Origin of the sequence: Burkholderia sp. SIMBA_062, assembly GCF_046534765.1 — a bacterium.
GTDB classification, from domain to species: Bacteria; Pseudomonadota; Gammaproteobacteria; order Burkholderiales; family Burkholderiaceae; genus Burkholderia; species Burkholderia ambifaria.
This window is the reverse complement of sequence record NZ_JAWRYD010000016.1, coordinates 107731-122018: the sequence shown is the minus strand read 5'-3', so window position 1 is coordinate 122018 and position 14288 is coordinate 107731. Positions and strand designations below refer to the sequence as shown.

General features: G+C 66.0%; 13 protein-coding genes. 9 read left to right on the top strand and 4 right to left on the bottom strand.

All coding sequences use genetic code 11. From position 1 onward, the window contains the following. The first annotated feature begins 22 nt into the window (after nt 1-22). On the top strand, nt 23-319 hold the full coding sequence (locus SB786_RS19230) for a DUF4148 domain-containing protein (protein WP_410728832.1): 297 nt from the start codon (nt 23-25) through the stop codon (nt 317-319). Nucleotides 320-555: 236 nt separating this feature from the next. Here SB786_RS19230 and SB786_RS19225 read toward each other — a convergent pair whose 3' ends face one another. The 3 genes from SB786_RS19225 to SB786_RS19215 all read right to left on the bottom strand — a co-directional run bounded on the left by SB786_RS19225 (nt 556) and on the right by SB786_RS19215 (nt 4910). Then, the gene (locus tag SB786_RS19225) at nt 556-1635 is read right to left on the bottom strand and encodes a purine-nucleoside phosphorylase (protein WP_410728831.1); all 1080 of its coding nucleotides are present in this window, start codon (nt 1633-1635) and stop codon (nt 556-558) included. Nucleotides 1636-2032: 397 nt separating this feature from the next. Further along, nucleotides 2033-3097 carry a selenide, water dikinase SelD gene (selD, locus tag SB786_RS19220; RefSeq protein ID WP_410728830.1) on the bottom strand — a complete coding sequence of 355 codons (1065 nt, stop codon included), beginning with the start codon at nt 3095-3097 and terminating at the stop codon, nt 2033-2035. A gap of 304 nt (nt 3098-3401) precedes the next feature. Then, a complete protein-coding gene (locus tag SB786_RS19215) occupies nt 3402-4910 on the bottom strand; it encodes a PLP-dependent aminotransferase family protein (RefSeq protein ID WP_410728829.1) in 1509 nt (502 codons plus the stop codon). A 120-nt stretch (nt 4911-5030) separates the two neighbouring features. On the opposite strand from SB786_RS19215, the gene SB786_RS19210 reads away from it, so the two are divergent. Next, complete coding sequence (locus SB786_RS19210) at nt 5031-6320, top strand: 4-aminobutyrate--2-oxoglutarate transaminase (protein WP_410728828.1); 1290 nt, start codon at nt 5031-5033, stop codon at nt 6318-6320. A 90-nt stretch (nt 6321-6410) separates the two neighbouring features. After that, a complete protein-coding gene (gene gabD / locus SB786_RS19205; protein ID WP_410728827.1) occupies nt 6411-7880 on the top strand; it encodes an NADP-dependent succinate-semialdehyde dehydrogenase in 1470 nt (489 codons plus the stop codon). 257 nt (nt 7881-8137) lie between these two features. Here gabD and SB786_RS19200 read toward each other — a convergent pair whose 3' ends face one another. Continuing rightward, the gene (locus tag SB786_RS19200) at nt 8138-8302 is read right to left on the bottom strand and encodes a hypothetical protein (protein WP_410728826.1); all 165 of its coding nucleotides are present in this window, start codon (nt 8300-8302) and stop codon (nt 8138-8140) included. Between SB786_RS19200 and SB786_RS19195 the strand changes: the two genes are divergently transcribed. The 6 genes from SB786_RS19195 to SB786_RS19170 all read left to right on the top strand — a co-directional run bounded on the left by SB786_RS19195 (nt 8301) and on the right by SB786_RS19170 (nt 14263). Continuing rightward, nucleotides 8301-9428: a phosphoribosyltransferase domain-containing protein gene (locus tag SB786_RS19195; protein ID WP_410728825.1), complete on the top strand. Its 1128-nt coding sequence runs from the start codon at nt 8301-8303 to the stop codon at nt 9426-9428. The genes SB786_RS19200 and SB786_RS19195 overlap by 2 nt on opposite strands. Next, a complete protein-coding gene (locus SB786_RS19190) occupies nt 9418-10176 on the top strand; it encodes a trehalose phosphatase (RefSeq protein WP_410728824.1) in 759 nt (252 codons plus the stop codon). Before SB786_RS19195 ends, SB786_RS19190 begins: the two co-directional genes overlap by 11 nt. Beyond that, a complete protein-coding gene (locus SB786_RS19185) occupies nt 10169-11263 on the top strand; it encodes a cysteine protease StiP domain-containing protein (RefSeq protein WP_410728823.1) in 1095 nt (364 codons plus the stop codon). The genes SB786_RS19190 and SB786_RS19185 overlap by 8 nt, the downstream gene beginning before the upstream one ends. After that, nucleotides 11263-12213, top strand: a complete 951-nt coding sequence (locus tag SB786_RS19180; protein ID WP_410728822.1) for an HpcH/HpaI aldolase/citrate lyase family protein — start codon at nt 11263-11265, stop codon at nt 12211-12213. Before SB786_RS19185 ends, SB786_RS19180 begins: the two co-directional genes overlap by 1 nt. A 245-nt stretch (nt 12214-12458) precedes the next feature. After that, nucleotides 12459-13052, top strand: coding sequence for a TerD family protein (locus SB786_RS19175; protein WP_410728821.1), 594 nt, complete (start codon nt 12459-12461; stop codon nt 13050-13052). After that, on the top strand, nt 13049-14263 hold the full coding sequence (locus tag SB786_RS19170) for a TerD family protein (protein ID WP_410728820.1): 1215 nt from the start codon (nt 13049-13051) through the stop codon (nt 14261-14263). Before SB786_RS19175 ends, SB786_RS19170 begins: the two co-directional genes overlap by 4 nt. Nucleotides 14264-14288: the final 25 nt, after the last annotated feature.

The following is a 14288-nucleotide window of genomic DNA, read 5'->3' as shown; positions in this document are numbered from 1 at the left end:
CGACCAACACAGGAGTTACGTCATGAACCGCCGCCACCTTCTCTCCGCCGTCGCCCTCGCACTCGCCGTGTCCGCACCGGCCTTCGCCGATACGAACACCCCGCACGCCGGCGACTACGGCAACGCGTCGTCGTACACGCAACACGACAATGGTCCGCGCACCCGCGCCGAAGTCAGCGCGGAGGTCGTGCAGGCGCGCCGCGACGGCACGCTGGCCTGGCTGCGCAAGGCGAATTCGTATCCGCAAGGGCTCGAACTCGCGCAAGGCCCGTATCGCTCGATGCCGGAAAGCAACCAGCTCGCAGGCGGGGGCCGGTAAACGTGCAACGCCGCGCAGCGGATGATCCGGTGCGCGGCGTCGTGACATCGCTGTCGAACATGCGATGAGTCAGTCAGTTAGTTAGTTAGTTGCAGGAGCCTGTAATGAACGATCAACTTCCTTCGCCGCTCGATCATTGGGACGACACCACGCCGGTCTGGACGCCGTTCCGTTCGGCGCCGCAGTCGTCGCACTGACCGCCACGTCGACGTCTCGCTGGTGCCGTCGTACTGCCGTCAACGGCGCGGCACGCCGTCACGCCACTCGCCCCAGTGCGTGACGACATCCTGGACGAGCGGATTGCCCGCGCGATACAGGTTCTCGGTTGCCGGGGCGAAGCCGCCCTGGTCCGCGTAGTTCAGCAGGTTGTCCGCGCTCGTCTGCCCCGCATACGGCCGGTCGAAGTCGGAACCCGTGCGCAGCACCGCGACGCGCGACAGGTCGACCCGCTTCACGCTCGCCGCGCGCTTGAGCGCTTCATACGTGGCGTTGTCTTCCTGTGCGGTCATGCAGTAGGTGCCCTTGCCGTCGGTCAGGATCTTCGTCCACTGGCGCGCGCGCTCGCCGATCAGCGTGCCCGAGAACCACGTGTTGCCCGATGACGTGTCGCACTGGATCACCGTCGGCGGCCGGTTCGCCGGCGCATACGTGAACTTCGCGCGCGCGGCCTGAGCCTGCGCGCTGTCGGCGAGCACGACGTTGCGCGACAGCGCATACGCGGCATCGGTCAGCTGCGGGTTGAGCTGGAACACTTCGGTGCGGTAGTCGAGCGGCGGCTTGTCGTTGGGACTCTTCGTGTTGATGCCGAGAAAGCCCGTGTTCCAGCCGGCCGGAATCTCGCGCGCATCGAGCTCCCACTGCAGGCTGAAATCCACCAGGTATTTCGACCATGCGGCGGAGCCGACCGTGCCTTGCGCGGGGTCGACGCCCGCGATGCCCGAGATCAGGAAATACGTGCGGCGCAGGTCGAAGCGTTGCGAGAACGTGAGCGCCATGATCGTCGCCGACGCGTTCGCATAGCCCATGCCGGTCGTGACCACGCACACGTCCTGCTTGTTGCAGTGGACGTTCGGATAGTCGGGCGACAGGCCCGGCACGGCGATGTCGCGCCACGGGCCGATACGGTCGAGCCACGCCTGGCCCTCCGGACCGAACATGGTGATGATCATGACCTTGACCGGGCGGCCCTGTGCACCGGTCTCGGCGAATGCAGCGTTGTCCGCGTGGTTGCCCTGGTTGTCCTGCGCGATTGACGGCGCGGTCGCACAGGCCGCGAGCGAGAATGCGGCGGCGGAAAGGATGGAGCGAGTCAGCATCGGCGTTCCTTGTTTCGGGGATGTTGGGTGAGAACGGCTGTCGGAGACTGCGCGAGGGAGTATAGAACGCGCCTGCGCGATGCGGAACCCGACTACGAAACGGCGGGCGGTGTTGCGGTGTCCGTTCGATGCGCATGCAACGCATGACGGCATCGCCGGAATTCGCGCGCAATTGCGCAGCAATCAGTGTCCGCTGCACGAAAGAAGATCAGGAATACTATGCGGTCTATCGACACGCCGGCCGTGCTCGCACAACCGCCACGCCAAGCAGCGCAACGGGCCCGACCGACAACGCGATCGTCAGCCCGAACAGGAAATCATTCACTGGTCCTCGATGCCTTCGACGGAAGGCATCGATTCTAACCGCGTCAAAATGATCCGCTGTGTGAATGCGGCGTCAGGCAACGTCGACGCGCGAAGGCCCGTCCACCATCTCGCCGATCACGGCCGCGCGGTCGAAACCGTCGGCGCGCAAGCATGCGAGCACGTCGTCGACCGCTTCCGGCGCACACGCGACCAGCAGCCCGCCCGACGTCTGCGGATCGGTCAGCAGCGCCTGCGCGACGGGCGGCAGCCCGTCGGCGAGCCGCACATCGGTGCCGTACGCGGCCCAGTTGCGGCCCGACGCACCGGTGAACACGCCGTCGGCGACGAACGCCTCGACGCCCGCGAGCCACGGCAGTGACGCGTAATGCACACGTGCGGTGAGGTTCGCGCCCCGGGCGAGCTCGAGCGTGTGGCCGAGCAGCCCGAAGCCCGTGACGTCGGTCAGCGCATGCACGCCCGGCAGCGCGGCGAGCTCGGCGCCCGGCCGGTTCAGCTTGGTGGTCGTCGCGACCATCTGCGCGTAGCCCGCGGCATCGAGCTGGTTCTTCTTCAGCGCGGCCGACAGCACGCCGACGCCGAGCGGCTTGCCGAGCACGAGCACGTCGCCCGCGCGCGCGGCCGCGTTGCGCTTCACGCGCGACGGATGCACGACGCCGATCGCCGCGAGCCCGTAGATCGGCTCGACCGAATCGATCGAATGGCCGCCCGCGACCGGAATGCCGGCCTCCGCGCACACCGATTCACCACCGCGCAGGATCGCCGCGATCGTCTCGTGCGGCAGCACGTTGATCGGCATCCCGACCAGCGCGAGCGCGAGAATCGGCTTGCCGCCCATCGCGTAGACGTCCGACAGCGCGTTGGTCGCCGCGATGCGGCCGAAGTCGAACGGATCGTCGACGATCGGCATGAAGAAGTCGGTCGTCGCGACGATCGCCTGCTCGTCGTTCAGCCGGTAGACGGCCGCGTCGTCGGAGGTCTCTGTGCCGACCAGCAGATCCGGAAACAGCGCCGGCGGCGTCGCCCGCTTCAGCAGCTCGGACAGCACGCCCGGCGCGATCTTGCAGCCGCAGCCGCCGCCGTGCGACAGGCTCGTGAGGCGCGGAACGGCGGGCGGGGTAAGGGTGGCTTCGGTCATCGTCGGCATCCGGTGAATAACAACGTTCCATTATCGACAATTCCGCGCGAGCGCGCCCGATACCCACATAATTCACGACGCCCGCCGCTCCCGCCCCCTGTCTTCGTTCATGGATCACCTCTTCATCCGCCTCGTGCTGTGCGCCGCGCTGCGACACGCTGTCAAGTATGCCTTCGACGTTTGCGCTACGCCCCGCGAGAAGCGACCTTAAGCCTTCCTGCAGGCATGAAGAAGGCAGTGGCTTGCCTCGCATCGGATCGATCATCGGCGCCATCGCGATGCGATGATTCGGGTGACACGCCCTTCAAGCGGCCACCGCCGACTTCCCGAACGCCCGCTCGTCGATCGCCTCCGCGAGCGTCGCGAACGCCGTCGCGATCTCGTCCTCCGGCACGCACGCATAGCCGAGCAGCAACCCCGATGCGGCGCGCGCGCGATCCGCGTAGTAACCGGACAGCGGCCGCACGACGATATTGCGTTCGAGCGCGGCCTGCGCGACCGCGCGATCGTCGACGCGTTCGGGCAATTGGGTGACGAGATGCAGCCCGGCGTCGCTGCCGAGTGCGTGCAGCGTATCGCCGTAGCGGCGCGCGACCGCATCGAGCAGCACCTCGCGGCGCTGCCCGTACAACGTACGCATCTTGCGGATATGCGACACGAAGTGCCCTTCCGCGATGAACTCGGCGAGCACTGCCTGCTGCAGCAGCTGACCCTCGCGGTACAGCTCGGCGCTCGCGGTCGCGAAGCTTTCCGCGAGCGGCTCCGGCGCGACCAGATAGCCGACCCGCAGCCCCGGGAACAGCGTCTTGCCGAAACTGCCGACGTAGATCACCTGCCCGGCCGTATCGAGCCCCTGCAGCGACGCGAGCGGGCGGCTGCCGTAGCGGAATTCGCTGTCGTAGTCGTCCTCGATGATCCAGCAGCCGTGCTGGCGCGCGTATTCGAGCAGCATTCGCCGCCGCGCGAGGCTCATCACCATCCCGAGCGGATACTGGTGCGACGGCGTGACGAGCATCAGCTTCGGCGGCTCGGCCAGATCGGCGGCCGACGGCGCGATGCCCTCATCGTCGACCGGAATCGGCCGCGTGGTCAGCCCCGACACGTTCAGCACGCTGCGCACGCCCCAGTAGCACGGATCCTCGGTCCAGATGACGTCGCCCGGATCGGTCAGGAGCCGCACCGCGAGATCGATCGACTGGTGGATGCCGGTCGTGATCACGATCTGTTCGGGCGTGCAGCGCACCGAGCGCGACGTGCGCAGGTAGTCGGCCAGCGCCTCGCGCAACAGCGCGAGCCCGCCGCCCGGCGCGTAGGTCAGCAGGTCCGGGCGCAGGCGCCGCCAGTACTTGTTGTGCAGCCGCGTCCACACGCGCGCCGGAAAGCGCGACACATCGGGCACGCCCGGCATGAACGCGCCGCCCTGGCGCTTCGACACGCCCGCGCCTTCGACGAGCCGCGTGCCGCGCACGGACAGCCGCCGCGCGGACGATGGCGCCACCGCCGGGCCGGCGGCCGCGTCGGGCGGTGCGCCGACGATCTCGTCCGGCGCGCTGTCGGCGACGAACGTGCCGCGGCCCGTCGCCGAGTTCACATAGCCTTCGAGCGCAAGCTGTTCGTAAACCTGCGTGACCGTGTTGCGGGCGATCCCGAGCTCGGCCGCGAGCAGCCGCGACGACGGCACGCGCGTGCCGGCCGGCAGTTCGCGCGACAGGATCGCCTGCTGCAGCAGCCGATGCAGCTGTCGGTAGATCGGCTGTTCGCCGCCGCGCACGAGGCGCTGCGCCAGCCAGTCCGACAACACGCTTGCGCGCATGATTGGCTCCTGATTATTTATTGAAATGGCTCTGATTGTCAGAGCCAAATGTGATTATAGTCGGCTCCATGGGCTGCCAACGCGGCCGATTTTTATCCCACCGGACAGAACATCAAGGAGATGACCGTGAAGAATGCCGACCTGCAGGCCCGCAAGAACGCCGCCACCCCGCGCGGCGTCGGCGTGATGTGTGATTTCTACGCAGCCCGCGCCGAGAATGCGGAGCTGTGGGATGTCGAAGGCCGCCGCTTCATCGATTTCGCCGCCGGCATCGCGGTGCTGAACACGGGCCATCGCCACCCGAAGATCGTCAAGGCGATCGCGGAGCAACTGAACAGCTTCACGCACACCGCTTACCAGATCGTCCCGTACGCGTCGTACGTCGAGCTGGCCGAGAAGATCAACGAACGCGCGCCGGGCGACTTCCCGAAAAAGACCGCCTTCTTCACGACCGGCGCCGAAGCCGTCGAAAACGCGATCAAGATTGCACGCGCCGCGACCGGCCGTCCGGGTGTCATCGCATTCTCGGGCGGCTTCCACGGCCGCACGATGATGGGCATGGCGCTGACCGGCAAGGTCGCCCCGTACAAGCTGAACTTCGGCCCGTTCCCGGGCGACGTGTTCCACGCCCCGTACCCGAACGCGCTGCACGGCGTGACGACGGCCGACTCGATCAAGGCGATCGAGATGCTGTTCAAGGCCGACATCGATCCGAAGCGCGTCGCCGCGATCATCTTCGAACCAGTCCAGGGCGAAGGCGGCTTCAACCCGGCACCGACCGAGTTCGTGCGCGCGCTGCGCAAGATCTGTAACGAACACGGCATCCTGCTGATCGCCGACGAAGTGCAAACGGGCTTCGCCCGCACCGGCAAGCTGTTCGCGATGCAGCACTACGACGTGCTGGCCGACCTGATCACGATGGCGAAGAGCCTCGCGGGCGGCATGCCGCTGTCGGGCGTCGTCGGCCGTGCCGACGTGATGGACGCGGCGGCTCCCGGCGGCCTCGGCGGCACCTACGCGGGCAACCCGCTGGCGGTCGCATCGGCGCACGCGGTGCTCGAGATCATCGACGAAGAGCAGCTGTGCGAACGTGCGACGCAACTCGGCGACGTGCTGAAGGCGAAGCTGAATTCGCTGCAGGCCGACGTGCCGCAGATCGCCGACGTGCGCGGCCCGGGCGCGATGATCGCGGTCGAGTTCCTGAAGCCGGGTTCGGGCGAGCCGGACGCCGACTTCACGAAGCGCGTGCAGGCGCGTGCGCTCGAGCGCGGGCTGCTGCTGCTCGTGTGCGGCGTGTACTCGAACGTCGTGCGCTTCCTGTTCCCGCTGACGATTCCCCAGGCCGTGTTCGACGAAGCGCTCGTGATCCTCGAGGAAGTGCTGAAGGAGACGGTCGGCGTGCCGGCCTGAGTTCCCGCCGGCTTCAACCGATTGCGCCGCCGCCGTCTTCACGACGGCGGCGGCCGTTTCATCCGTCCTTTTTCAAAGCAGGCTATTCATATGAGCACGGTTCAGGAAACCCTGGCACTGAAAGACCCGTCGCTGTTCCGCCAGCAGGCGTACGTCAACGGCGAATGGCAAGGCGCGGCGAACGGCGAGTCGTTCGAAGTCCGCAACCCGGCGACCGGCGGCCTGCTCGGCACCGTGCCGGCAATGGGCACGGCCGAGACGCGTCACGCGATCGAAGCCGCGAACGCCGCATGGCCGGCGTGGCGCAAGAAGACCGCGAAGGAGCGCGCGACGATCCTGCGCAAGTGGCACGACCTGATGATGGAAAACGCCGACGACCTCGCGCTGATCCTGACCACCGAGCAGGGCAAGTCGCTGGCCGAGGCGAAGGGCGAGATCGGCTACGCGGCATCGTTCCTCGAGTGGTTCGCGGAAGAAGGCAAGCGCGTGTACGGCGACACGATCCCGACGCCGGCGAGCGACAAGCGCATCGTCGTGACGAAGGAAGCGATCGGCGTGTGCGCGGCGATCACGCCGTGGAACTTCCCGGCGGCGATGATCACCCGCAAGGTCGGCCCGGCGCTCGCGGCAGGCTGCCCGATCGTCGTGAAGCCGGCCGAGGCGACGCCGTTCTCCGCGCTCGCGATGGCCGTGCTGGCCGAGCGCGCGGGCGTGCCGGCCGGCGTGTTCAGCGTCGTCACGGGCGATCCGAAGGCGATCGGCGGCGAGCTGACGTCGAACCCGATCGTGCGCAAGCTGTCGTTCACCGGCTCGACGCCGGTCGGCCGCCTGCTGATGGCGCAATGCGCGGCGACGGTCAAGAAGGTGTCGCTGGAGCTGGGCGGCAACGCGCCGTTCATCGTGTTCGACGATGCCGATCTCGATGCGGCCGTGCAGGGCGCGATCGCGTCGAAGTACCGCAACAGCGGCCAGACGTGCGTGTGCACGAACCGCTTCTACGTGCATGAAGCCGTGTACGACCAGTTCGCGCAGAAGCTCGCGGCGGCGGTGGGCCAGCTGAAGGTCGGTCGCGGCACGGAGCCGGGCGTCACCCAGGGTCCGCTGATCAACGAAGCGGCCGTGCTGAAGGTCGAGGCGCACATCGAGGACGCGCTCGCCAAGGGCGCGACCGTCGTGACGGGCGGCAAGCGCCATGCGCTCGGCCACGGCTTCTTCGAGCCGACCGTGCTGACGGGCGTCACGCCGGCGATGAAGGTCGCGAAGGAAGAGACGTTCGGGCCGCTCGCGCCGCTGTTCAAGTTCGGCAGCGACGACGAGGTGATCCGCCTCGCGAACGACACCGAGTTTGGCCTGGCCGCCTACTTCTTCAGTCGCGACATCGGCCGCGTGTGGAAGGTCGCCGAAGCGCTCGAATACGGGATGGTCGGCGTGAACACGGGCCTGATCTCGAACGAAGTGGCGCCGTTCGGCGGCGTCAAGCAGTCGGGCCTCGGCCGCGAAGGCTCGCACTACGGCATCGACGACTACGTCGTGATCAAGTACCTCTGCCTGGCCGTCTGACGGCCAGCGGTCTGCCGCTGCGGCGACAGGCCCGGGCCGCCCGGCCGAACCGGGCGGCCCGACGCGGGCCGGCGCCTCGCTGCGTGGTGCCCGCACTACCTCGTCCCGCCCCGCCTCCCTCCCCCGCCTCCCTTCTGCCTCACCTCACTTCACTTCACCGCCTTCAGCGGAACCCGTTCGCCGCATCTGCGTGGTTGAACGACCACCCCGCGCAATGACCATTGCGGCGCCGGCATAAGCTGACGCCCACAAACCTTTCAAATTTGATACGATGCCATTTCAATTTGAAAGGTTTCGGGTTCGAGCAGCGAAGCAGGAATAGGGTGCTGGCGCCTGGCGCGAACACGGTTTTGACGGCTGCGCACGAAGCGGAGACGGTCGTCGCGGATCTTCGAGTCGCGCCAAACGAGGAAGCAGTTCATGGAAAGCAACGTGGTACCCACGTCCCTGCGCGCCCAACTGAAGCGGGGGCTGCTCGAGATCGAAGTCGACGCCGCCGCGCTGCCCCCGGCGAACCTGTTCGGTTTCGCGGAGCGCCGCAATCCCAAGCGGGCATTCCTCTTCGTATCCAAAGTCCTGGGCCGTCATATCCCGGTTCGCCCTTCGATCATGGCGGCCAGCTTCGAGCGCCTCACCGCCGAAATTCCAGCGGATCTCCCCGGGCCGGTCCTGGTGATCGGCATGGCGGAAACAGCAGTAGGCCTCGGTGCCGGCGTGCACCGCGCCTACAGTGCGGGCCGCTCTGATAGCGTGTACCTCACCACGACCCGCCACCCGCTCGGTACCGACGTCTTCGCACGATTCGAGGAAGAGCACAGCCACGCCAGCGCGCACCTGATCCATCTGCCGGTCGAGCCCGAGGTTCGTGATCTGATGCTGCAGGCCCGGTCCCTGGTCCTGGTGGACGATGAGGCCTCCACCGGCAAGACCTTTCTGAATCTGCATCGCGCACTGGTCGAAGCGGGCCTGAGCAAGGTCCGGCGAGTGGTGACTTGCGTCCTGACCGACTGGTCTGCCGGCGCCGTTCGTCAAGCGATCGGGGAGCCGGCCACAGCCGTATCGCTGTTGACAGGCTCCTACCGGTTTCACGAGGATCAGGCCGCGCCGCTGCCGGATATGCCGAACGTCGGCGCCGTTTCCATGGGGGAATGGCCGCTCTCACCCCGAAATGACTGGGGACGCCTGGGCGTTCGCCATGTGGACGACACGCTCGCGCCGGGCATCCGGATCCAGCCCGGCGAGAAAGTCATCGTGGTAGGCACCGGCGAGTTCGTCTGGCGTCCTTTCCTGCTGGCGGAACGCCTGGAGCGATCGGGCGCGGATGTCCGCTTCGGTTCGACCACCCGGTCCCCCATCGCGCTGGGCCACGCCATCGAGCACGCGCTGTCGTTCTCCGACAACTACGGCCTCGGCATCCCGAACTTCCTCTACAACGTGAAGCCCGGCCAGTTCGATCGGGTCCTGATCTGCGCGGAAACGCCCGCACAGGCACTTCCCGCGGAACTGGTCGAGACACTGAATGCCGAGGTGATTGTCGATGAGCGGTAATCGCCCTCTGGCGTTCGTCGACCTCGACGACACCCTGTTCCAGACTGTCCGCAAGATGACGGAAGGCGGCCCGCGAACGCCCGCGACGCTGGACGCGCAGGGTCAGCCCAACGGCTTTATGGACCCGGTCCAGCACGCGTTCATCAATTGGCTGCTGGCCACCGCCGACGTCGTTCCAGTCACCGCGCGCAGCGTGGAAGCCTACGGCCGCGTCATGCTTCCCTTCGCCGAAGGTGCAATCTGCTCGCATGGAGGCGTCATGCTCCGCCGCGACGGATCATCCGATCCGACCTGGCACGGACGGATGGCCGAGTCCCTCCGGGCTTTTCAGGACCGGCTGCCGGCACTGAGCGAGGCCACGCTACGGATCGGCAAGGAACTCGGCTACTCGCTCCGCGGCTGGGTGGTCGAACAAGAAGGGCTGCGCCATTACGTGGTCGTTAAGCACAACGACACCGATGATTCCGTGCTCGCCGAAGTGCTGATCGAAGTTCAGTCCCGGCGCATGTTGGAAGGCATGCACGTCCATACCAACGGCAACAACCTCGCGTTCCTGCCAGTGGGGCTGTCCAAACGCGTAGCCGTTCAGGAATGGTTGCGGCGCGATCGTGAAATCCACGGCGAGCGGCCGGTCCTGGGCTTCGGCGACAGCATCACCGATCTTGGATACCTGGACCTCTGCCACATGTGGGCGACGCCGGCGCGCAGCCAGTTGGCGAAACGGGTCGCGGGGCTGATCAATGCGTGATCTCGTCGCTACCCTGGACACCGTCGGCAGCGGCAGCTACGCACCGGAAGACGTGCAATTCCTTCTGCGACACGTGCGGATGAATGTCACCGACGTCGAAGAGAAGGAGCGTCTGATTCAGACGAATCGGAAGCACTACTCGGAAATGATCAGCCTCGAGCACGCGCCGACTGACGTGCACAAGGGCCTTTACGCCCGCGCCCTGGCGCAGAACAGCGCCCGTATGGCTGCCGATGTGCAGTCCCTGGCGATGGCGTTGAGCGCCGCTTATACCGGGCCGCGCATCGCGCTGGTCTCCTTCGTTCGCGCCGGCCTGCCGCTTGGCGTGCTGCTGCGCCGGGCACTCGTGGAGATGGGGCGCGACGCTCATCACTATGGGATCAGCATCATTCGCGATCGCGGAATCGACACGGTTGCCCTGGAAGCCGTCATCCGCCTGCATGGGGCCGACAATATCGTCTTCGTGGATGGCTGGACCGGCAAGGGCGCAATCTCCGGTGAACTCGAACGGACTCTGGCGGACGACATCCGCTTTCCCGAAGTTCCGCGCCTCGTCGTTCTGGCGGACCCGTGCGGCCACGCATGGCTGGCTGCCTCCGCAGAGGACTGGGCCATTCCGTCCGGCATTCTCGGCGCAACCGTGTCCGGTCTGGTATCCCGCTCCATCTGGCCGGCTCAAGGGGGCCTGCATGGTTGCGTTGTATATGAACACCTGCGCCAGCACGATGTAACTCGTGAGTTCATCGACAAGATCGACGCCGAGCGACGGTCGCTGGGAGAAACGCTTCCCGCCGCTCCATGGAGCAACGATCAACGACGGACGCTCCAAGCGTGCGCCAACGGCGTGGTATCCGCGCTGGCGACCCGCTTTGGCATCGGCAACCTGAACCGCGTGAAACCGGGTATCGCCGAGGCAACCCGCGCAGTCCTGCGCCGTGTGCCGGATCGCGTACTGGTACACAACCGCCATGACAGCGCCGTGCAACTGCTGTTGCACCTCACCGAGCGCGCGGGCGTGGCAGTAGAGGAAACAGGCGCGAATCTCGGTCCTTATCGCGCGGCTACGATCATTCGGAACACGAACTGATGAAAGCCATTTCTCCGTTCGCCCTCGGGGCAACTCTGTACATGCCGGCGACCCGGGGCGACATTCTCGAGATGGTTTTCGGCACCAGGATTCCCGAGCTGCGCTCGTTGGTGGTCTGTCTGGAAGACGCGGTGGCGGCGATCGACGTCGAAAGCGCGCTGGCGAACCTGCGGGCGCTTCTCATGGATATCGAGGCCAGGGGAGGACGCTCCGAATCCGGTCCCCTGCTGTTCGTTCGGCCACGTGATGCGGCGATGGCGGCGGTGCTGAATGACTGGCCGCTGATGAAGCACGTCGATGGGTTCGTCGTACCCAAGCTGACCCTGCAATCCCTCCCGCTGTGGGAAAACGCGGTCAGTCACCCGAACCTGTACCTCATGCCCACACTGGAAACAGCCGACGTATACGACCCAGGCGCAATGGTGGAACTTGGGCTGGCGCTGAAGGCCAACCTGGACCGACGCATCGTCGCGCTGCGAATCGGCGGCAACGACCTCATGGGGTGTCTTGGGCTGCGGCGCAATCCGGCCACCACGCTCTACAGCACGCCCCTCGGCTACGTGATCCCGATGCTCGCAGGGATCATGGGGGCTCAGGGATTCGCGCTGACCGCTCCCGTCTTCGAGCAACTCGCCACGCCCGATCTCCTGAAGGAGGAACTAGCGCTGGACATCGCTCATGGTCTGGTAGGAAAGACGGCCATTCATCCTGGCCAGATCCGCATCATTCAGGAGGCGCTCCGCGTAAGCCTCGAAGACTTCAACTGCGCCAAATTGATCGTCAACGATGCGGCCCCAGCCGTTTTCAAGCACAACGATGCGATGTGCGAACCGGCAACCCATTACAAGTGGGCGGTCAATATCCTCGAACGCGCCAAGTGGCACGGGTTAAGGCCGGCTGACCCGAGTAGCGGCGAGCACGGCGTCCGACTGGCGGAGGCCGGCCGATGACCGTCGAATCGCATGAGCCGCCCCGACACAAACGCGTCCGACGGCCCGCCCACTCGATGTGGGCCGAGCGGCCGCGACGACACGCGCCTGGACAATGCGTGCCCACTGCCGCGCAAGACAAGCAATGGCGACTTTTCCCCCGTGTGGCGGCGATCCCGCTCGCGATTTACCAAAGCCGGGGGCTGGGGAGTGTGACTCCGCCCGGTCCCTTACACGAACACCGAAGATCAACAAGGAGCGTAAAGATGGCACTCACCCTGAGCAAGAACCAGAGCATCTCGCTGGAAAAAACCGCCGGCGGTGGCTTGACCTCGATTAGCCTGGGCCTGGGTTGGGACCCGGTGAAGTCCGGCGGCTTTTTCTCCAAGATGCTCGGCGGCGGTAGCAACGAGATCGACCTCGATGCTTCCTGCATCCTGCTGGACGGCGACATGAAATCCGTCGATCTGGTCTGGTTCCGTCAGCTGGAATCCAAGGACGGTTCCATCGAGCACTCCGGCGATAACCTGACGGGCGAAGGCGATGGCGACGATGAAACCATCCACGTCGACCTGCTGCGCCTGCCGGGCACCGTCCAGCATCTGGTATTCACCGTGAACAGCTTCCGCGGCCAGACTTTCGACCAGGTCGAGAACGCCTACTGCCGCATTCTCGACGAGTCGAGAAACCAGGAGCTGGCGCGCTTCAACCTGGCGGAGAAAGGTCGCCACACCGGAGTTGTCATGGCTAGCCTCAGCCGTGGTGGCGGCGGCTGGGAATTCAAGGCGATCGGCCAGTCCACCAACGGCCGCACCGCGGACGATCTCGTCAACCTGGCGATTCAGGCGGTGCGAGCATGACCACACTGGTACCTGGCGGAAATGCGCCGGTTGCCGCCGGCCAATTGCGCGTGGACATCAGCTGCACTCCGATTCCAGGCGCCGAGATCGACATCTCCGCATTTGCGCTGACCTCGGCCGGGAAAGTCCGGGGCGATGGCGACATGTGCTTCTACGGCCAGACCAGTGTCCTGGGCGGCGCGGTTCGGTTGACCGCCACGACGGCCGGCCGTGCGGAGTTCACCGTGGATCTCGGCCGGATCGACCCCGCCGTCGAGAAAGTTGCACTCACCGCGACCATCCATGAAAACAAGGCGACCTTCGATCGCGTTTCGATGCTGGCAGTGGCCGTTACGGGCGGAATCGAAGCCCCCATCCCGACCGCCGGGATGAACGAGACCGCGCTGATTCTCGGGGAGTTTTACCGTCGTCAGGACGCGTGGAAGTTCCGCAGTGTCGCACAAGGCTTCGCCGGTGGGCTGGAGCCGCTCGCAAAGCACTTCGGCGTCGATATTGCCGCGCCTTCCGGTAGCCCGGCGCAGCACCCTCCCGCGTCGGCACCGCCACCGGCACCCGTACCGGCATCGGCTCCCAATCCGGTGCCGCCTGCTGCGCCGAAGTCCACGATCAGCCTCAGCAAAGTCACGCTCGATAAATCGCGCCCCAGCATCAGTCTGGAGAAGACCGCTGCCGGCTTCGGCGAAATCAAGGTGAACCTGAACTGGAACCAGGGCACAAGCGGCCGGCTCGGCGGCCTCCTCGGAAAACGCAATGCCATCGACCTTGACCTGGGTTGCCTGTTTGAGATGCAGGACGGCCTCAAGGGAGCCGTGCAGGCGCTCGGCAAGCGTTTCGGCGATCTGCGGGAGGAGCCTTACATCCAGCTCATGGGGGATGACCGTACCGGCTCGGTCGCCGATGGCGAGTGGCTTCGCATCAACGGGCAGCAGTGGAGCAAGATCGAACGCATCCTGGTTTTCGCGTTCATCTACGACGGCGCTCCGAACTGGAAGGCAACCGACGGTGTCGTGACCATTTTCGTGCCCGGGCAGCCCGAAATCGAAGTTCGCATGAATGAAGAGGGAGGCCGCCACGGCATGTGCGCGATTGCCCTTCTTGAAAACGTGAATGGAGCTGTCAGGGTTTCTCGTCGAGTCGACTTTCACCCGGGGCACGAGGAAATGGATCGTGCCTACGGCTGGGGCATGCGCTGGAAAGCGGGCTCCAAATAACAACTGATCCGCGGGGCCGCGCAGC

Bases quoted from the DNA above. Each gene is read 5' to 3' on its own strand.
- SB786_RS19230 (WP_410728832.1), top strand. From the start codon at position 23: ATGAACCGCCGCCACCTTCTCTCCGCCGTCGCCCTCGCACTCGCCGTG.
- SB786_RS19225 (WP_410728831.1), bottom strand. From the start codon at position 1,635: ATGCTGACTCGCTCCATCCTTTCCGCCGCCGCATTCTCGCTCGCGGCC.
- selD (WP_410728830.1), bottom strand. From the start codon at position 3,097: ATGACCGAAGCCACCCTTACCCCGCCCGCCGTTCCGCGCCTCACGAGC.
- SB786_RS19215 (WP_410728829.1), bottom strand. From the start codon at position 4,910: ATGCGCGCAAGCGTGTTGTCGGACTGGCTGGCGCAGCGCCTCGTGCGC.
- SB786_RS19210 (WP_410728828.1), top strand. From the start codon at position 5,031: ATGACCGTGAAGAATGCCGACCTGCAGGCCCGCAAGAACGCCGCCACC.
- gabD (WP_410728827.1), top strand. From the start codon at position 6,411: ATGAGCACGGTTCAGGAAACCCTGGCACTGAAAGACCCGTCGCTGTTC.
- SB786_RS19195 (WP_410728825.1), top strand. From the start codon at position 8,301: ATGGAAAGCAACGTGGTACCCACGTCCCTGCGCGCCCAACTGAAGCGG.
- SB786_RS19200 (WP_410728826.1), bottom strand. From the start codon at position 8,302: ATGAACTGCTTCCTCGTTTGGCGCGACTCGAAGATCCGCGACGACCGT.
- SB786_RS19190 (WP_410728824.1), top strand. From the start codon at position 9,418: ATGAGCGGTAATCGCCCTCTGGCGTTCGTCGACCTCGACGACACCCTG.
- SB786_RS19185 (WP_410728823.1), top strand. From the start codon at position 10,169: ATGCGTGATCTCGTCGCTACCCTGGACACCGTCGGCAGCGGCAGCTAC.
- SB786_RS19180 (WP_410728822.1), top strand. From the start codon at position 11,263: ATGAAAGCCATTTCTCCGTTCGCCCTCGGGGCAACTCTGTACATGCCG.
- SB786_RS19175 (WP_410728821.1), top strand. From the start codon at position 12,459: ATGGCACTCACCCTGAGCAAGAACCAGAGCATCTCGCTGGAAAAAACC.
- SB786_RS19170 (WP_410728820.1), top strand. From the start codon at position 13,049: ATGACCACACTGGTACCTGGCGGAAATGCGCCGGTTGCCGCCGGCCAA.